At 58.8% G+C, this 17,904-nt stretch carries 20 protein-coding genes; 9 read left to right on the top strand and 11 right to left on the bottom strand.

The genetic code is table 11. The features are described from left to right. The first annotated feature begins 8 nt into the window (after positions 1 to 8). Both JO965_RS19300 and JO965_RS19295 read left to right on the top strand, forming a co-directional pair. Positions 9 to 1,088 (top strand): M48 family metallopeptidase, encoded by a 1,080-nt coding sequence (locus JO965_RS19300; RefSeq protein ID WP_203440627.1) that lies wholly within the window; start codon positions 9 to 11, stop codon positions 1,086 to 1,088. Continuing rightward, on the top strand, positions 1,088 to 1,867 hold the full coding sequence (locus JO965_RS19295; RefSeq protein WP_203440626.1) for a DUF1499 domain-containing protein: 780 nt from the start codon (positions 1,088 to 1,090) through the stop codon (positions 1,865 to 1,867). Before JO965_RS19300 ends, JO965_RS19295 begins: the two co-directional genes overlap by 1 nt. Here JO965_RS19295 and JO965_RS19290 read toward each other — a convergent pair whose 3' ends face one another. Next, on the bottom strand, positions 1,868 to 2,779 hold the full coding sequence (locus JO965_RS19290; RefSeq protein WP_203440625.1) for an MBL fold metallo-hydrolase: 912 nt from the start codon (positions 2,777 to 2,779) through the stop codon (positions 1,868 to 1,870). Between the two features lie 216 nt (positions 2,780 to 2,995). On the opposite strand from JO965_RS19290, the gene JO965_RS19285 reads away from it, so the two are divergent. Continuing rightward, positions 2,996 to 3,604 carry a biotin transporter BioY gene (locus JO965_RS19285; protein WP_203440624.1) on the top strand — a complete coding sequence of 203 codons (609 nt, stop codon included), beginning with the start codon at positions 2,996 to 2,998 and terminating at the stop codon, positions 3,602 to 3,604. Between the two features lie 95 nt (positions 3,605 to 3,699). On the opposite strand, the gene JO965_RS19280 is transcribed toward JO965_RS19285, so the two are convergent. Then, on the bottom strand, positions 3,700 to 3,990 hold the full coding sequence (locus tag JO965_RS19280; protein WP_203440623.1) for a hypothetical protein: 291 nt from the start codon (positions 3,988 to 3,990) through the stop codon (positions 3,700 to 3,702). Between the two features lie 177 nt (positions 3,991 to 4,167). On the opposite strand from JO965_RS19280, the gene JO965_RS19275 reads away from it, so the two are divergent. Further along, the gene (locus tag JO965_RS19275; protein WP_203440622.1) at positions 4,168 to 4,854 is read left to right on the top strand and encodes a hypothetical protein; all 687 of its coding nucleotides are present in this window, start codon (positions 4,168 to 4,170) and stop codon (positions 4,852 to 4,854) included. A gap of 56 nt (positions 4,855 to 4,910) precedes the next feature. Here the strand turns inward: JO965_RS19275 and JO965_RS19270 are convergent, their stop codons facing one another. After that, the gene (locus tag JO965_RS19270; RefSeq protein WP_203440621.1) at positions 4,911 to 5,318 is read right to left on the bottom strand and encodes a DoxX family protein; all 408 of its coding nucleotides are present in this window, start codon (positions 5,316 to 5,318) and stop codon (positions 4,911 to 4,913) included. Between the two features lie 607 nt (positions 5,319 to 5,925). Between JO965_RS19270 and JO965_RS19265 the strand changes: the two genes are divergently transcribed. Continuing rightward, the gene (locus tag JO965_RS19265; RefSeq protein WP_203440620.1) at positions 5,926 to 6,249 is read left to right on the top strand and encodes a hypothetical protein; all 324 of its coding nucleotides are present in this window, start codon (positions 5,926 to 5,928) and stop codon (positions 6,247 to 6,249) included. Positions 6,250 to 6,315: 66 nt separating this feature from the next. Here the strand turns inward: JO965_RS19265 and JO965_RS19260 are convergent, their stop codons facing one another. The 3 genes from JO965_RS19260 to JO965_RS19250 form a co-directional block, all read right to left on the bottom strand. After that, positions 6,316 to 6,606 carry a hypothetical protein gene (locus tag JO965_RS19260; protein ID WP_203440619.1) on the bottom strand — a complete coding sequence of 97 codons (291 nt, stop codon included), beginning with the start codon at positions 6,604 to 6,606 and terminating at the stop codon, positions 6,316 to 6,318. Positions 6,607 to 6,661: 55 nt separating this feature from the next. Next, on the bottom strand, positions 6,662 to 7,618 hold the full coding sequence (locus JO965_RS19255) for an IS630 family transposase (protein WP_203440618.1): 957 nt from the start codon (positions 7,616 to 7,618) through the stop codon (positions 6,662 to 6,664). Positions 7,619 to 8,327: 709 nt separating this feature from the next. Beyond that, positions 8,328 to 9,644 carry a tyrosine-type recombinase/integrase gene (locus tag JO965_RS19250; RefSeq protein WP_203440617.1) on the bottom strand — a complete coding sequence of 439 codons (1,317 nt, stop codon included), beginning with the start codon at positions 9,642 to 9,644 and terminating at the stop codon, positions 8,328 to 8,330. 1,522 nt (positions 9,645 to 11,166) lie between these two features. On the opposite strand from JO965_RS19250, the gene JO965_RS19245 reads away from it, so the two are divergent. From JO965_RS19245 to JO965_RS19235, 3 genes are all read left to right on the top strand, one after another. Beyond that, positions 11,167 to 11,601: a hypothetical protein gene (locus JO965_RS19245; protein WP_203440616.1), complete on the top strand. Its 435-nt coding sequence runs from the start codon at positions 11,167 to 11,169 to the stop codon at positions 11,599 to 11,601. Positions 11,602 to 11,625: 24 nt separating this feature from the next. Then, complete coding sequence (locus JO965_RS19240) at positions 11,626 to 11,880, top strand: hypothetical protein (RefSeq protein WP_203440615.1); 255 nt, start codon at positions 11,626 to 11,628, stop codon at positions 11,878 to 11,880. 70 nt (positions 11,881 to 11,950) lie between these two features. Continuing rightward, complete coding sequence (locus tag JO965_RS19235) at positions 11,951 to 12,193, top strand: hypothetical protein (RefSeq protein ID WP_203440614.1); 243 nt, start codon at positions 11,951 to 11,953, stop codon at positions 12,191 to 12,193. Positions 12,194 to 12,416: 223 nt separating this feature from the next. Here the strand turns inward: JO965_RS19235 and JO965_RS19230 are convergent, their stop codons facing one another. From JO965_RS19230 to JO965_RS19215, 4 genes are all read right to left on the bottom strand, one after another. Then, positions 12,417 to 13,259 (bottom strand): hypothetical protein, encoded by an 843-nt coding sequence (locus JO965_RS19230; RefSeq protein WP_203440613.1) that lies wholly within the window; start codon positions 13,257 to 13,259, stop codon positions 12,417 to 12,419. A 471-nt stretch (positions 13,260 to 13,730) separates the two neighbouring features. Next, positions 13,731 to 14,237 carry an SGNH/GDSL hydrolase family protein gene (locus JO965_RS19225; RefSeq protein WP_246776623.1) on the bottom strand — a complete coding sequence of 169 codons (507 nt, stop codon included), beginning with the start codon at positions 14,235 to 14,237 and terminating at the stop codon, positions 13,731 to 13,733. Positions 14,238 to 15,004: 767 nt separating this feature from the next. After that, a complete protein-coding gene (locus JO965_RS19220) occupies positions 15,005 to 15,331 on the bottom strand; it encodes a hypothetical protein (RefSeq protein ID WP_203440612.1) in 327 nt (108 codons plus the stop codon). A gap of 38 nt (positions 15,332 to 15,369) precedes the next feature. Then, the gene (locus JO965_RS19215) at positions 15,370 to 15,894 is read right to left on the bottom strand and encodes a DUF6398 domain-containing protein (RefSeq protein WP_203440611.1); all 525 of its coding nucleotides are present in this window, start codon (positions 15,892 to 15,894) and stop codon (positions 15,370 to 15,372) included. Positions 15,895 to 16,070: 176 nt separating this feature from the next. Here JO965_RS19215 and solA point away from each other — a divergent pair, with 176 nt between their 5' ends. Further along, the gene (gene solA / locus JO965_RS19210; RefSeq protein ID WP_203440610.1) at positions 16,071 to 17,213 is read left to right on the top strand and encodes an N-methyl-L-tryptophan oxidase; all 1,143 of its coding nucleotides are present in this window, start codon (positions 16,071 to 16,073) and stop codon (positions 17,211 to 17,213) included. A 62-nt stretch (positions 17,214 to 17,275) separates the two neighbouring features. On the opposite strand, the gene JO965_RS19205 is transcribed toward solA, so the two are convergent. Beyond that, entirely contained in the window at positions 17,276 to 17,611 is a 336-nt protein-coding gene (locus JO965_RS19205; protein WP_203440609.1) for a hypothetical protein, read from the bottom strand. Positions 17,612 to 17,904 lie beyond the last annotated feature (293 nt).

Below are 17,904 nucleotides of genomic sequence, written 5' to 3'. Positions count from 1 at the left end.
GGTCAGTCATGGCGGGTGCGGTGTTCTATGACGGCGAGAGCGCCCGTCGAAGAACGGTTTCCCTAAACGTTACCGCGTCCGCCATCGACATTCATGAAGGCCCTGAATGGATTGCGTCCTGGCCTGTCGGCGAAGTCAGACGTCGTGATTCCCCTGAGGGAATCTTACGGCTCACGCGGGACGGCGCATCCAATCTGGCACGACTCGACATCGCCGATGCTGAGATGAAGGCTGCCATTCGTCTCCATTGTCGGCATCTCGATATATCCGATCACCGGGAGCGGACAGGTCGGATCCTGTTCTGGTCGTTCGCCGCTACCGCGTCGATCCTGTTCTGCGTCTTCGTCCTACTTCCCATCCTGGCGGGTCGGCTGACGCCGCTCATTCCCGTTTCCTACGAGCGCCGCCTCGGTACGGCGGTCGACAATCAAGTGAGAGCGATCTTCGACGACAAGATATGCGAGGAGCCTCGCGGCCTTGCAGCCTTAAAAGTGCTCACGGAACGCCTGCAGAAGGCACAGGATCCGCCGGTGGAAGTTGATATCGCAGTCTTGCAATTGACGATCCCGAACGCCATCGCTCTGCCCGGTGGAAGGATCTATCTGTTCGAGGCTCTGCTCGACAAAGCGCAATCATCCGACGAGATCGCCGGCGTGCTGGCTCATGAAATGGGGCATGTCGCCCATCGCGACGGGCTCCGGACAATGATCCGGGCCGGCGGCACCTCCTATCTGCTCGGTCTGCTGCTCGGCGATGTGACGGGCGGCGGCGCCATCGTGGTCGTCAGCCGCTATCTCATCGACAGTGCCTATTCCCGAGAGGCGGAAGCGGCGGCGGACGATTTCGCCGGGAAGACCATGGCAGCCGTGGGACGCCCGGCCCGCGGGATGGCCCTGCTGCTCAAGCGGATCGAGGGGGACAGAAAGAGTGATGGGAACGATTCCGAGATCCCGGCTTTTCTGTCCACTCACCCCGTCACCGACCAACGGCTGAAAGCTTTGGAAAAACAGGTGCCATCCCAGCAAGGCGAGCCGCTTCTCGATCAAGAGGAGTGGCGCGCGCTCAAAGAGATTTGTAAGACGACCTGATGCGCCGTCTCATCATCGAAGAACCGGTTTCCCGCCCGGCGAAGTGGTCCCCCACGCTGGCATGGTTCGCGCTTGTCGTGACCGTCCTCGCGGTGCTGCTGATCCGCTTCAACCGGATCGATTACCAATCGGGCTTTATCGTACTTGGGACTGGCACCGCCATCGCGCTCCTCGCGGTCGGCATGGCCTTCATGGGCTTCGTGCGGATCTGGCAGGAGGGGCGTCAAGGACTGGGAAGCGCCATCAAGGGGCTTTTCATCGCGGCGATCGTTCTCGCCTATCCGGGCTTCATGGCGCTCAAGGCCGCGACCTTGCCGCCGATCGCCGATGTCAGCACCGATACAGACGACCCGCCGGCCTTTTCCCGCTCACGGGCCGCGCTCCAGGCTCGCGAGGGCCGAGTTCCCCCCGACGTTTCGGCGGAGGCGCGAGAGATGCAGCGTGCCTCCTATGTGCAGATCGCGCCGCTCACGCTGGATATCGGCCCGGAGGAAGCTTTCACCATCGTTCAGAAGGCGGCCCAGAATCTCGGTTGGCAGGTGATCGAGGCCGTCCCGCCTGGAGGACGCGTTGGATTGGGCAGGCTCGAAGCGGTCGACCGTTCGCTTGTGCTCAAGATGCCGAGCGACATCACGGTGCGGGTCCGTCCGCGCGTCGATGGCACACGCATCGATATCCGGTCGGCTTCCCGCTTCGGCAACCACGATTTTGGCATCAATGCGGGATATATTCGCGACTTCCTTGAGGAGGCCTCGAACCTCGCGATCGCGGTACGCTGATCAGGCCGGTCGATATTCGCTGTCGAGAGCGGGAATGCCATCAACGGCCGCCTGTCCCTTGGCGACCAGATCCTCCAGATGCGCGAAGACCGAGAGCCCAGCGGCTCCGACGAGCGCCGGATTCAGACCCTGATAGATTGCGGCTACGATCTCGGGGATCGTCCGGTCACCGGCTTTCAGTCGATTGAGAATCGAGGCCTCGCGCTGGCGCCGGTGATGGATGAGGGCGCGGATGAAACGCTGAGGCTCCTGCACCGGGCCGCCATGACCGGGCCAATAGAGATTTTCCTCGCGGCCTTTCAGCTTGTCGAGGGACGCCATGAAGGCGCTCATCGATCCGTCCGGCGGCGCGACCACGGTCGTGGACCAGGCCATCACATGGTCGCCCGAGAACAGCGCCTTCTCCTCGGGCAGCACGAAGGCGAGGTGGTTGGCCATGTGTCCCGGCGTGGCGAGCGCCTCCAGGGTCCAGCCGGGTCCTTCGACGGCATCGCCCTCGCGCAGTTCCCAGTCGGGCGCATAATCCTTGTCGGAACTGGCCTCAAGCGAATTGACCTCGCCCGAGAACAGGGGGCGGGCACTGTGATGTGGCGCGCAGCCGACGATCTCGGCTCCCGTGGCGGCCTTGATGGCGCGGGCGGCGGGCGAGTGATCCTTATGGGTATGGGTGATGAGGACATGAGTGACCGTCTCGCCTCGCACGGCGTCGAGAAGCGTCTCAATATGGCCGAGCACGTCGGGGCCCGGATCGATGATGGCGACGTTTCCTGAACCGACGATATAGCTGCAGGTGCCCGTAAACGTGATCGGGCCCGGATTGTTGGCGACGATTCGGCGGACGAGGGGGCTCACCCGCACGCATTCGCCCGATTGGGCCGGAGGGCGGATGTCGAAGGTGAGATCGTCGGCCATGCAGGAATCCTCATGGATGCGATTGGAAGCGTCTGGCGCTTCCTAACCATCATCAATCCAGCCGCAAGAGTTTTTTGTCCCGCTCCGGACCATCGGATTAATGGTGTCCACAGCGCCCGGAAATGCCCGAGCCGCGGCTTGAGGCACGGACCGGACCTCCCTATAAGGCTTCATGAGCCGCCGCGCGAATGGCGGAACGATCTGGAGATTCAATTCATGACGACCGGCGTCTCTTCGCTGTCTTCTCCGTCGACCCTCGTCGGCCTCCTCTGGCCCTCCCGGGACGATGCCCGCTTCGCCGCCCTTCGCGCCATCGTGCTGATGGTTGTCGGTACGGCGCTTCTCACCGTGTCGGCCAAGGTTCAGGTGCCGCTGCCTTACGTTCCCATGACGCTGCAGACCCTGGTCGTGCTGATCATCGGCGCGTCCTACGGCTGGCGCCTCGGCGGCGCGACCGTGGGTCTCTATCTGCTTGAGGGCGCCATGGGCATGCCGGTTTTCGCGGGCCCGACCGCCGGCATCGGCTATCTGATGGGTCCCACCGGCGGCTTCCTCTTCGGCTTCCTGGCTGCAGCCATCGTGATGGGCTTCATGGCCGAGCGCGGTTGGGACCGTTCGCTCCCGCGTGTCATCGTCATGATGACCATCGGCCACGCCGTGATCTTCGCCTTCGGCTTGGCGCAACTGTCCTTGGTCATGCCCTTCGCCAAGGCCTGGACCGTGGGCGCTGCCCCGTTCGTGGCTGCTACCCTCGTGAAGACCGCTCTGGCCGTGGCCCTGATGCAGGCAGCCTGGTCGATCACCCGTCGCGGCGGCAAGGCCTGATCGGGCCTTCAAGGATAAAGTTTTCGGAAGCCGCCTTCGGGCGGCTTCTTCATTTTGGGAATTTGCTTGCAGGAGTTGGAGGCAGCTGAGCTTTATCAGCCGACCGAATGCACCAGACGGAGCTTGGGCTTGGCTTTGGTCGTGCCATAGAGGAAGGTGATCTCCGCCCATTCCTCATCGCCGCCGCCTTCCTCGATGCGGTAGCCCATCTGCTTGGCGATGGCCTCGACCTGGCTGAGGTTCGACCGCGAGATCCAGCGGGAAAATTCGCTCAATCCCTGATCCATCAGAACGGCAATCATGCCGATCTCGACGCCTTGATCGAAATCCTCGCTGCGGCCGGGAAAACGCAGCCGCAAACCGTCATCTAGATGGATATGTCGCATAATGGGAAGCCCCCAAATCACCCTTTCCGGGCACCTTTTGTTGGAATGTATCAAGGAACGCCCATCGCTGGAAGGCGGCATGGACGCGCATCTCCCGTCCTGCCCCGAGCGAGAGGGGAACTTGCCCGGCAAGCCGCTCATTAGCCCTGCGATCGGTTTGAAATCAGGAGGCCTCTCATGGCCGAACGCAGGATCACCGCCTTCTTCGACAGCTATGATGAAGCCGCACGGGCGGTGGAACGGCTGGAGGTCGCTCATATTCCGAATTTCGAGATCAGTCTCGTCTCCAACAACTCCAACGATGCCTATACGCATCACGCGACGCGCTCCTTCGACGAGGACGGCTCCTCCCATGAATTCGCCGGTGCTACGGCGGCAGCTGGTACGGTTGCCGGGGCCGGGGCAGGCCTCTTGGCAGGGCTCGGCACGGTGGCCATTCCGGGCTTCGGGCCCGTGGTTGCGGCGGGATGGATTGTCTCGACCCTCGTCGGTGCCGGCGCCGGGGCTGCCGTGGGTGGTCTCGCGGGAGCTCTGGTCGATGCGGGGCTCAGCGACGAGGATGCGCGGAATTACGCCGAAGGCGTTCGTCGCGGCGGAGCGCTCGTGACCGTGAAGGTCGATGAGGCACAGATGGACAGGGTGGTGAAGATTCTCGACGACGAGGGCGAGATCGAGCCGAGCGAAGAGGAAAGGGTAAAGGATGAGGCTCCGGCTCCTCCGATCGGTGCCGCAGCATCGACCACGACGGGCTTGACGACGGATCTCATGCCGATCCCCGTTGACGAGGATGATGGCGACCATACGCTCCATGTCGAACTGGAGGATGAGCGCCTTCGCCGCTCAACGGGCACGAGGTCTGAATAGGAAAATGGCGAGAGACATGAGGTGCCTCTCGCCTTCCATTTTGTCAGTTCACTTGATCAGGCTGCACGACCGTTGCGCAGGATGCGATCCAGGCTCCATGCGCCGCCGCCGGCCGCTGCGATGAACAGGAAGACGAAGCAATAGAGAATGGCCGCATCGCCGCCGTTCAGAACGGGATAGAAGCTGCGCGGAGCATGAGCAATCCAATAAGCGGCGGCCATCAGACCCGAGAGGACGAAAGCGACCGGACGCACGAACAGTCCAGGGACCAGAAGCGCTCCACCCACGATTTCCAGAACACCGGCGATCCAGGGCAGGCTGAAGGCTGCCGGTCCGGGATTGGGAGAGACCGGGAAGCCCAAAAGCTTCTGCGTGCCATGCGCCATGAAGATGAGCGCGGCAACGATGCGCAGGATGCTGAGAAGGCGTGGTGCCCAAACGGTCTCGAGCTGAGTGGTGTTCATCAAGGGGTCTCCAGGCTGGGAAATACAGCGGATGGCTTGGCCGATCCGCCAGTGAGCGCAACTCCGATACAAGTTCAGCCTGGATCTTCCCACCCCTTAAAGCGCAGCTTCCGGTAACGAATTGCTTACCACGTTGCCAACACGGTTTGATCCACCGTAGGGCTCAGGCGTTTCTCCTACGCCAACAGAAAAGGAGGCTTTCATGACCATCCTCGATCCGAAAACCGGACAACTCGTCACCATCGATCTCACCTCCAAGCCGCGCCGCGCGTGAGGCGGCTCACTGTAATTGCCGGCAAGCAGTGAGATCTGAATTCAAGCCATCCAAAATACTGTCTTTCTCCCACTTATTTGATCGACTTCTCCGCTGATCAGCGGCGCGACGCGCCATATTTAACTTCGAGCGGCATGGGCTCGTGACCTAACGCACATCGAAAATGTGCCGTCTTGTCGATAGTCGAAGGGCCGGAACCCTTGCTCTGCAACGGCATTGGCTAACAGGAATGGATTCATTCGAGCGCCAAGGCCGAAGTTTTTGGCTGACTGATCAGCAACCGGAGCGTTGGCGCTCGACCTTTTGAAGAGATCGACAGTTGAGGAGAGTCGGATGGCTCTGACAGGACGTTTTAATCTTCGTAAAACCTTGACCGGCCGCATCGTTCTGCAGGTCGAGGAGGAGGTGACGGGCTTTTGGAGTCGGATGTTCGGCAAGGCCAAGCTGCACCGCCGCTGGCGTGACGCCAATGTGCTGGATCTTGCAGCCCCGGAACTGCGAAGCCTCGTCGATCTGCGCTTCCGCCCGCGCTACATGCCTCAGGCCAACGAGACACCGCAGGACTTGCCCAAGTCACCGCGTCAGCTCGAGGCAATGCCAGCCCAGAGCCTTCACTATGAGACCTACCACGAAGACGGGCGCTTCTCGACGCATTAGCGGCCGCCGCAAGGGGGTGGAGGCTCCAATGAGCGTCCCAGCGTGCGCATCACATGGCGAGCGTCATTAATCCCACCAGTCGCGGGGACCTTGTTTACAGCGGTATCCGACAAAACAAAGCGGCGATTCACGGCTCGGCACATATGCTGCCTGTGCATATTCTGTCACATCGCAGAATGTGCGGTCGCGAACAAACCGATCATAGGTACTGCCGCCGGTGCCCAGGACGATTGCACCTCTTGCGAACACTAACTGGCGACTTGCGCCGCACGGCATGTCCACCGTCGAAGGGCGTGTTTGAGCCTGGGCACTGGTCGCCAACAAGGTAAGAGACAACGCGATTACACCCTTCTGCATTGTCACCTCCTGGTGTCTGCGCTTCCAAGTGCCGATTACCTAGAGCACCGGACGGTTAAACGGACGCATATCCGGCCGCCCTGAGGAAGTTCCAACACTCGTGCGGCTCGAAGAGATTGCAGATGTCGCCGAGGGCGCGCCAAAGCGCGTCAAAGGTTCGGGCTTCAGCTTTGCGCAGGTGTGCCTTGATCTTGGCGAAGGCCTGTTCAATGGGATTAAGATCGGGCGAATAAGCAGGCAGGAACAGAAACCAGGCTCCGCGTTGCTTCAGGCATTGGGCGGCCTTCTCGCTCTTGTGGACCGCCAGGTTGTCGAGGATTACCACGTCTCCTTGGTGCAGCGTCGGCGCGAGCTGGGTCTCGATATAAGCCTCAAACGCCAAGCGGGTGATCGGGCCATCAATCACCCACGGAGCGCTCAACTCGCTGCACCGTAGCCCGGCTACAAAGGTATGGGTTGTCCAGTGTCCAAAGGGAGCTTTCATGCGCAGGCGCTGGCCGCGGCGAGAACGTCCGCGCAGGCGCGTCATCTTGGTGTTGACGTACGTCTCATCGAGAAAGATCAAGCGGTGCGGCTCTTGGCGCATATGCGGCTGACGGTGGGTATGCCAGACGCGGCGCTCATCCCGCACGGCGGCGTGTGCGCATTCCGCCGCCATCAGGACTTTTTTATAGCTGAAGCCGCGGTGGCACAGAAAGCGCGAGAGCATTGCGGGAGCTGCCATCACCCCGTGTTCCTCCAGCAGCCTCGCGGCCAGTTCGGGCATGGTGATGGCGGGGTGGGCCTCGACCGTCTGGATCAGGAAGCTCTCATAAGCCACCAGCTTGCCGCGTCCGGGCGGGCGGCCTTGCCGGGCCGGCGCCGGCGAGCCGGTGTCCCGCGTTCGCCGCACCAGCTTGATGGCGAAGCTCTCGCTGACGTCAAAGTGCTCGGCTGCCGCTCGGCAGGAATGACCGGCCTCGACAAAGTCGGCGACGCGCACCCGCAGATCCAGGGAATAGCAATGACCCATGATCCACCTCCCGTTCCAGCAAGTGAATCACGGATCGCGCCAGCCCAAAACCCCGGGAGTCGGATTTCCAGTCCGGTGCTCTAGACCAATACTCTGCTTGCAGAGTTGCTGGAAGGTCGATCTGCCATCAATTCTGCTTGAGTTCGAGTTGTCTTGGCACCTTGTGGTGATGATGGTGCCACCTCTTGTCCAGGATTCAAATTTTCGAAGGTTACCCCCGCAGCGTACGCTCCATGGTGGCCTTCGCATCGGATACTGACCCAATCCGCTATTCCTCAGGCCAGTCCTGACGGATCAGCCCTTGAACTCGGGGATTGCGGCGGTGTCGCGAGGGTCGATCGGAAGTACTGGAGGGAGAGGCAATTAGGACATTAATCCCAAGCGGTTCATGAAGCGGTCCGCGAAAAATCCGCCCCAGTCGGGGTCAGATTATAACTCTCTGATGATATCGAGGAAAATGGTCGGAGTGGCAGGATTTGAACCTGCGACCCCCACGTCCCGAACGTGGGGGATTCAGAGAAAAAACCAATTATTTCAAGGAGTGGGCGTCTATAGCAGTGCGCTGGAATAGGCATTTTCCCGGCATTTTTTCGGGAATTTTTCGGGAAGTCCCTGTCTGTTCACCGTCCGGGTTCTGCCCCCGTTCCAACCAACGGCCAAAAAGAAAGCCGCCCGAAGGCGGCTTGTTGGGGATAGCTGGATAGGGCGGTTAGTCGCGGGAGATCACCATTTTCAGGTGGGACCGTTTGCGTTCGGTGGCGGTCTTCCGGTGGGCCTTGAAGCCCTCGCCGATATTCGCCTGATAGTCCGGGTGATGATGGGCGTACACCTCCTTCAGCACCTCAACAGTCATGCCCAAGTACTCGGCTATGTCTTCCCAGGTGAGGCCAGACCCCTTCATGCCCTGGACGAGCCACGTGGCCGACGTGTGCCGTAGCGTGTGTACATCTGCGTCCTTCTCGATGCCTGCGTCTTCGAGGACCCCCTCCCAGGACGTACGGACGCGATTCGCCAGCGGTTCGCCATGGTAGTGGATGACGTACAGGACGCCCTCCTTATGGTCGAGCCGACGCCAGCGCCGCAGATGGCGCAGAAGCTCCTCCGGGATGCTGCACGTCGGGGTTCGCTTCTTGGTTTCCCGCACGTCCCAGCCGCGCCGGTAGAAAAGGCCAGCCTCGACATCAATATATGGGGCATCCGGAGTGGGCTCCCACATCGCCTCAAGCATTGCCGTATGACGGGTGCCTGTGTACACGCCCATGATGAGAATGCGCGCGGTATGACGACGACGGTTACGCTTCAAGACACGCACGGGGGCGTGCTTGCTGCCGCCGATCTCATGGGCCATCTGGCCCTTCTCGGCATCCCATTTCCAGCCGAGACAGGCCATGAGCATACGGGCGACCTCACCACGCTCAAGATACTTTTGGCGGCTTGTCCCGCGATCTGCGAGCTTCAGCCGAGGTGCCACGATCCCGTACGGCTTCAGGAACTCGTCCTCGTACACGGTCAGGGCCGCGTTCATTATCTGCCCCTCGCGCCGAATCGTACCGGTGGATACTACCTTAGCAAGCGCCGCTTCGGTCTTCGCGTGCGGGTTCCTCTGCAAGAGCCGCCACGCCATGTACGCTTCTGCTGTCGAGGGCTTGATGTCCGACACGAACTTGTCGTGCCACCACTGCATTAGCCGCTTCACGTTCACGTACGCATTGTCATACGACTTCTGCTTCTCCGGTTTCGCCTCCACCTCCTTATGCTTCACCTCCAGGTAATAGAGGAGCACATCGTTGACGCGAACTTCGTCGAGCTTCTTCCGCCCGATGGTCGAAGGCGTGACTGCATTCTCCTCGATGTAGCGGCTCAGCGCCGCTTGAGCAGCTTCAACTTCGTCAAGTCCGAAGCCGGTGCTGAACTCACGCTTGCCGTGCCTGATGTAGTAGAGGCGCTTACCAACCCTGCTGCGGGGATCGCGAATGACGAGATGCGGGCCTTTCGCGGGGCGACCAGTACGCTTTCCTGTGGACATGCCATCCATTCTTTCATTGTAAGTGGTGTAGTGACGATCCGCCCTGCCTTGTTCCAGGCCCGCAGACGTTTCGCGTAGTACTCGTTCCGGAGGGTGGCAGCCGAGAACAGCCCAGGGGTGAACACGTCGGCAGCCTCCTCCAGCGTCATCAATTCATCGTCTCGCCACTGGTCCGGGTTTGGGCGTTCCAGTGCGCGACTGCGAGCTTTCACGCGGGCCATGTTGAGCCCTCGTGATCGGAAGAGATATTCATGAAAAGTCTCGAAATACCCGGCGAAAAGCCAGGACCAGGGATGCCTACCCCGGTCTTCGGGACTCGACGGAGAGGTGGCTCCAGAGCGTCTTATTCATATCGTGCAGGCTTAAATTCGTATGATGAAGGCTCGTGCGCGGGCTGCCGAGATTGGCAGCCTCTGGCTCTTGTCCGTCTTCGTGGACGACCAAGGGCTGATCAATAAGTCGATGTTAGGAGTTGGCAGATCGCGCCTGCAATATTTTTCTGATCAATGAGAGTTAGCTGCCGAAGTGTGACCAGTTGGTTCAAGCGGAATTCCCTGGTCTTCCGTGCTTTCGCGCAATGCCCTCTCAAACTCCTGCCGCTTTGCCGATGCGCGCCTCTGGCATTTGCAGCCAGAGTTTGCGTCCCACCACAGCGCCTCACCCTGGTGTGCCTTGGTCCATCACTGTCGTAATCGCATTGTGATGATTACGAGCGCAGTCAACCAGCGACCGAGAACGACCGGAGAATAAAGCGTATACAGGCTCAAATCTGGAGGGGCTTTATGAACACCTCTGGTACGTGGTCGATCAGGGAGCCGCACACAGCTTATCGCTGCCGAGTTACACTCCAGATAATCACCCAGGTACAGACGATCCGGAAACGACCTCGGTCCTTATCCGGCCAAGCACCCGAAGCGGCTTACGAGCGCTGCCGAATGCCCTTCGCCCAGCCCAACCCGCAGCCGCCCTCGATTGTAATCCGAATCAGGGGAATGGGAAGGAAACGTCAAGTTGCAATCATCAACGCTGGTGCCACCTGATCTCTCATAGGGCTCACTCCATCACGCGACACAGCATGGCCGCAAAAGGTATTTTTAGCTCCAGTAGCAAGAGCAAGTCAGATCAACTGACCGCGATCTGTAGTTTGCATTATTCCGAGGACAAGACACGAATTCCGGGGATGTCCTCACCATCAGTAATATATTCGAGAACATTTCAGCGCATATTCACGTACTTCTAAAGCGCACTGTCTTTATCATTTTGTCGTATGCTTACGTTTACTCAATTATTCCGCTCAGGAATATTCTATTCTTCTGGATATTTCATAGCGAATATTGCTGGTGCTCCCAACAACAGCGTTGACTTCCTTCGACTTGCCCTCTACGAAGTCATCATCTGATCTGCGCAACTTCGATGTCGGTTGCGTATTTCAGGACTCAAGACATGTCTTGGAAGCCAAACGGGCACGCACCTACACGTGCCCGGACGAACAATTGTGCCTACATTTGGAGTGAAATAAGTCGTGAATACTACCAGTTCTATTGTCGGTCATGCTGGTGTCCTAGTGACGCCTTACAGCCTTACTGCCAGTTTCTTGATACCAAACGAGAATCTCTCGTATTACGAGGTCTCATTCACCTCAGACCTCACCGAGGCTGATGCAGGTCCCGCTGCTCTTCCACTCGACATAGCATTGTTTGGCGGTCGCTTTGATGTGGGGCACGCACGCATTCGTGCCATGATAAAGGCTCTTCAGGCAGGTGATCGCCGCATGGCAGCGGCGAACGCCAAAATGGTCTCAGAAATTTACGGCGTGCGCTGCTACGTGGTCATCACAGACCACCACGGAGACTTACTGGAACAGGGTGTCCGTTCCAGCGGGATTGAAAACCCAGACGAAGCGAGGCGGATGTTCCTAGACCGCGTTTCAGCCGTACAACCAGCAGCGTCAATGTGAGGCCGAATACAAGAGGCTACTAAATTGAATTATCCGCACCAACACCAAATTGATCTGAGCGACTCCGACGTAGAGACCGCACTGAACGTAATCCGCGGCGTGACAATCGCTGCGACCCGGACCTTGGGAGCCTATGGCGGCCTCTGGATGTGGCAAGCTGATGGCACAACCATTACGCTCGGCCTCGACAGCGAGGACGACCTGGGTAAGTTTGCGCAGGCACTCAGCGATGACCTCGGTCTCGCCAAAGCTTGCCCGGAGAGCGACTATGCACTCTGAGGCTTCCTGTGTTCACGTCATCCCTCATGCGCTTATCTGCGACACCCAAATGCGCATCTGGAAAGCTCTCATGGACGAGGGGCTCTCCGAAGCTCGTCACATACGGGGCAGCAAACTCGCCGAAGAGATTGAGGTTCTAAATCTGTATGCTATGGCTGACCGCCTCGGTATCGACCTGCGCGGGCTGTACTCCAGCATTCCTCACCCAACCGGTCATGACGGGCTAACCGTCCTATGTGTGTTCGGTACACAAGGAGACATGGAAAAGTTCCAGAGCGCCGTCGCGTGCAAGGGTCAAAATAGCAGTCGCTGATCAAGGACTGTGATCAAGGATGAAATGAGAGTGTCCTGGTAAAATCCAGGGCACTCGTCGAGTTGTGATGGAACGATCATTGATCCTATCGAAATCGCAGCTTCCCTAGAGCGGAAGATGGCGGTAACCGCTTCCAGCGGATATGCCAGCCCTGGTCAGAAGGAGAATAGCCAAATCTTCCTCCCAGGATCGCCTCTCATTCTCAGCCGCAACTCGGCACGGATTAACGACTGTCGTGAACTTTCAGGACCCCGCAAGAGACATCCCGAATGCCGAACATTGGGTTCTCGACGTGCATCTTACCGACAGGGAAATCGAAGGACTTGGTTTCTCCAGGAGCCACATGGATGGCGGTGCCGCCATAGATGGTCTCCACGCGACCCAGTTCATTCATGAGAGCCGAACACGACAGGCTCAAATAGCCGATGTCCGCATTGCTGTTGTTGGTGATCGAACCTCGGGCCAGGATCGGCGCATATTCGCGCCTGATCTGACCGAGGCGAGTTTCCACTTGGATGGCGCTTCGCGCGAGTAGCAGATCGTCTGGGGTCTTGGGATGCACAAGGCCGCTCCTCATGAGGTCAGCCTGATTCATCCGCACACTTGGTTCGCATTCGAAAGTCGAGGGGATCGCATCTGATGCTGCATCGCGGAGCCAGAATGAGAGCCGCTTGCTCTCTCCCGGATGAATGACGCTGGTTGTCCCCACAGGTGTAGTGAGTCTCCAGGGTTCATTCTCGTCTGGACGAGCGTAGGTACATTTAAAAGCTACATTGGAGATACGCGCTACCGAGCCATTAGAGATCGTCGCTGTGACTTCTCGAACTTCATACTTCTCGAATCTGACCTGAACTTGGGAGGCGGTGATCCTACGCTTCTGATCCTTGATCCGCTCGTACTCGTCACGGCGCAATTCGATCTCATGCTGTTCGCGGATCGGGTCGGTTGTGAGCCAGCCGTACAGCCACCATGCCAACAGAGCGAATAATACAAACCCAACATGGCGGAACAGGAGGCTCAGGAGCACTGCAATAACGCCTCCGATGACTCCAAACGTGATCCACATTCTGGGCTTGTCTCTCGTCAGCCGCTAATGCTTCTGGCCGATTTCAGGGGATTTATTAGAGCGGATTGAACGACAGATCGGTAATCCCTACTATGAGAAGATGACCGCCTGGGGTCTCGACCACAAAGGTCGGAAGCGGCTTGACCCGGACGTTGACCACAGTGCCTGCCGTCCCTGCGGGACACCCAGAAACTGATGACTTTAAGGTGACTGGCCGGTGTAGATGCCGTTGCGCAAAGGAATGGTCTCGGCGGATCGCTTCATTCCAAGAGAGCGAGAGCCATTCGAGAATCTCATCTCCAGTAGTTAGTTCGGGCATCTGCACGGTCACCCCCTGAGCAGCCTCGATGAGCATAGCTGCGAATACCGGGTCAACGTGGAGTCTGGATATACAGGCATTGCGACGGTCGTGCTTCCACGAAGGGCGGCGACGGGCTTCTTGGGCCATGGTATGTCAATACCTCGCAGCCGTTAGTCTATATAGACCTGCGACCTCAACATGGTGCTGCTCCCTGTCACCATATTTGCGATTACCGCAGCGATCTTGTTACCGCCCTGCGCAGATGGCTCGATTGGATTCGCATAGTCTCCCGGCTCATTGCAGATCAGGCGAAGGTCGATCAGCATCAGACCGCGCCGGAATGCCTCCCGCGTAATGACATCGTTGAAAATGGTGAGTGCCGTTGTATTGATCCGCTGTTGTATCTCGTCATCGGCACACCCGTCATAGATCGTACAGATCGCGACCGGGAGCTTCCGTGCCGTGATGGTGTCGAGCATTCGCCGGTAGTCCCTGGCGAACTGCTCTCTAATGGCAGAGAGTTTCACGAGGGCCACCGCAACGGATCGGACGTTCTCGAACAATACATGTGCTGCGCCCAAGGCATCATTGCCTCCGACGCTCACAACGATGTGGCTGGCATCAGTTGGAAGGGATCGAAGCTGGCGCTCGACATCGCGGGTAACGGCCCCATCCACGGCGCATAATGTGGCGCGTCAGTCTGGCGGTAGCTTCGCCCGGACTTGCTGGATCACGGCTGGGTGGCCTGGAACGTAGGCAGCATTATCCAGAACAGAATCGCCGAGAAGGACAACATGCTGCATAGGCGTTCGAGGACTCCGTTGGTGCGAGTGGTCATCACACGACCTCACTTAGGTCTGCCACCTCAATAATAAGCCCGAAGTTGGGATTCACAATGAAACTCACGGATCAACTTCGCTCGCACGCCTCCAGACATCAGTGCGGAATTCAGCGCTCCGTTCCCAGGTTGCCTCGCTAGTCGAATGCCGCAGCGTCACCTGAGCTTACTAACTCGGATGCACTCCATTGGTGACCCCAGAGACCAACCATGCAAGGAAACAGAGGATCGACAATCCGGACATGGACAACCCTATGGCTGTCCAACGGGAGACCCGCTTCTCCCAGACATGGGTCAGATGCTCGACCTCCTCCGTAAGCGGGGCTTTTAGCAGGGCTCGGAACCTGTTGCGGGCATACCAGCCGCCTCCGAGCGGAAGAATCGCCAGCCATCCAAACACAATGGCCAGAAGCCCAAACAGGTCACGAAAACTGCCAACCGTCACATCGGCCCCCTAATCAATCGCGGCTCTCGATCAAACCTGATGCGAAAGGAATGTTGGAAGCCGGTCGATTCCGGTGCCTTGCGGGCGGTGCAGCTTGTGATGAGACCTGTTCATCATCCGCTCGATAAGGTGAGGGCACGGATTCGATCCGGCCCTACCATCTAGTGTGGCTCCATCGCCCGGAGGCTCATTCCATCTATCATTTCGGCTCGACGGGCTTCACACAGCTTGATTTTCCCTGCGATCTGCTCGCGTGTGCTCCTGCTCGATCCGTAAAAGACTATTCCGACGAGTGTGGCGGCAATCCCAACCAGGAGGGCAACCGGGTCAGACCAGATCATTCCGAAAAGCGTCGCTCCGAACACCAGGAAACCGCCGACGATTGCTACCTTCGCAACGATCATGCTCTTTCGGCATCGCTCCGCCACATCAGACAGGGCGTCGATGTCAGCTTCGAGATCAGCAATCTGTTGATGGAGATCGGTCATTCGGTCGCGCCACAAATCAATGGGTTTTGAGCAACAATCTAACCTTGTTCCCGATCTGCGGGAATATAGGGGATCATACCCTTCTCAAAGGCAATCTCCTGAACCTCTCGCGGCATGTCACGAAGGTCCACCAGCAGACCATTCACCTCGGCCATCCAGATTAGCGGGTTCTGTTCCAGGAGGCTCGGTAACGACCATTTCGGGTTCAGCCGGTGGGCATCAAGCGCTCGCGAGATCACCTGCGCCTTGGCGCTCGCCGTACTTTGGCCAACCCCGAACCCGGCGCAGACATCCGCCATAGGCATATAGGGTTCGAACGACTTGTCCGAGAGAAAGTTGATCTGACCCAGCGTATAGATGATCCCACAGGCCCAGGTACGCGGCTGGCCAGAGGTAACTGGACTGGGGCGCTTCCGGCATAGTGCTGCCGCCATGTCCTGTGCCAGTTCAAGGTAGTCGTCATTCAGGCGGTCTCGGCAGAACGCGTTCGTCAGAGCGGTGATGGTGTCATAGGTCACCTGCATGGCTTTCGGCACAGACCTAGAGCGGGAGACTTTCGTCATGTCAGACCCTTGCACCTTTTTGCGTCACGCCTGCTGGCCTCGAACGTCGGACCAGCCCCATGGGTCATCTATCATGACACGGATAACCCAATCGTGCAGGATCGTTGCGCCGGGGCTACGAGCAGATAAACTCACCCACACAGAACCAGGGTAGTCGCGAACGGGGTCACTTCAGGATGAAAAGTTTCGACACCATCGTGATTGGTGTAGGCGGCATGGGCTCTGCCGCCCTATGGCATTTGGCGCGCCGGGGTCAGAAGGTGCTCGGGATCGAACGGTTCGATCTCGGCCACAATATGGGCTCGTCCCATGGTCTGAACCGGATTATCCGCCTCGCATACTTCGAGCACCCGAACTATGTGCCGCTTCTGCGGCGGGCCTATGAGCTATGGCGCGAAACCGAGCAGCTTACCAAGGAGCAGCTTCTGTTCGTGACCGGCGGGATTGATGCGGGAGCGGAAGACAGCCGGATCGTCCAGGGTGCCTTAGCGGCCTGCCGGGAACATGACCTCCCTCATGAAGTGCTCACGGCTCGTGAGACAACACAGCGCTTCCCCGGCTACAGGCTTCCCGATCAGTATGCCGTCGTTTACCAGCCCGACGCAGGCTTCGTTGCGTCAGAACGCGCTATCTTGGCTCATGCCTCCCTCGCCGTCGCGGCTGGCGCGGCAATCCATGGGCGTGAGAAGGTGCTCGCGATTGAGCCTGCCCAGGGGCGGGTAGTGGTCGTGACCGATCAGGGTCGCTATGAAGCTGGTAGGGCCATCGTGTCAGCAGGAGGGTGGATTTCCGATCTAATTCCCACACTCAAGGCCAAAGCCGTACCGGAACGCCAAGTGCTGGGCTGGTTCCTGCCGCAGAAGCCAGACCTTTTCAGACCAGAGGTGTTTCCGGTCTCGAACATCCTGAGCGAGGTGGGTCATTTCTATCAGTTCCCGACCTGGGGCATCCCCGGCTTCAAGATTGGGCTGTACCATCACTTCCATGAGACCGGCCACGCCGACGAGCTTTCCCGCGAGCCGACGCCTGCCGATGAGGAAGCCCTTCGCAAGGGCATCCGACACATGTTCCCTGACGCCGATGGACCGACGCTACGGCTTGCGGCCTGCTTGTTCACCAACACTCCGGACGAGCATTTTGTGATCGACGCCCTTCCAGATGCTCCGGAGGTTGTGGTTGCCTCACCGTGCTCCGGGCATGGCTTCAAGTTCGCCAGTGTGATTGGCGAGATGCTGGCGGACCTCGCCACTAAGGGGACGAGCCAGCTTGATCTGTCGCTGTTCAAGATCAGCCGATTTGACCGGCCCCAACCTACCTGATTGGCACGACTACCAAGAGCCGCTGCCGTCTCAGCTTCCCGCAGATTGGTTTCGACATTCGATCAGAATGTCCAATCGCGCGGAATTTTCGGGTAAGGATTGAATCGCTCTCCCCAAATCAGCGCCTCTTCCATCGAACGCGGGCGGTGCGGGCTCGTCTCGGCGTAGGCCATCCAGGCAGCGTCCAGGGCGCGGGCGGTTTGGGCATCCTGGCAGAGGACTTCGATCTCGAAGACAGGGATGATGGGCACCCGCTCGACACCGATAATCTGGATCGGGCCGTGTTGCTCACATATTGCCCGCAGGTCGGCCCACTCCGCTGTGTAGACGGAGAGCCTTGCGATGCAGTGCTGGTTGTCACGTCTGGCGGGATGGTCGTTGAGTTCATGGTAGCGCATGGTGGCTCCGGGGCTGGGGATATGATGTATTTATCTGCCCGCCCGAGCAGTTTCTGAGGCTACCAACCCTTTACCAAGACGAGCTATACAGTAGCGATCTTGCCGTCGAAGCTCGACTGGTACATTGTCCTATTGCAAGACCCTGACTATCCGCCGTCGCCACGCTGCTAAGCTGAAAGTCCTATGGTCCAAAGTCCTGTCTGGTCATAGCGTGAGTAGTTGGAATCCAAAGAGGGAAATTTGCATTGTTTCCTCCGCGATCAATGATATAACAGACATAAACGCGAAGGCAG

This window comes from Microvirga sp. VF16 (genome assembly GCF_016864375.1).
GTDB lineage: Bacteria > Pseudomonadota > Alphaproteobacteria > Rhizobiales > Beijerinckiaceae > Microvirga.
This window is presented reverse-complemented; position numbering and strand designations above follow the sequence as displayed.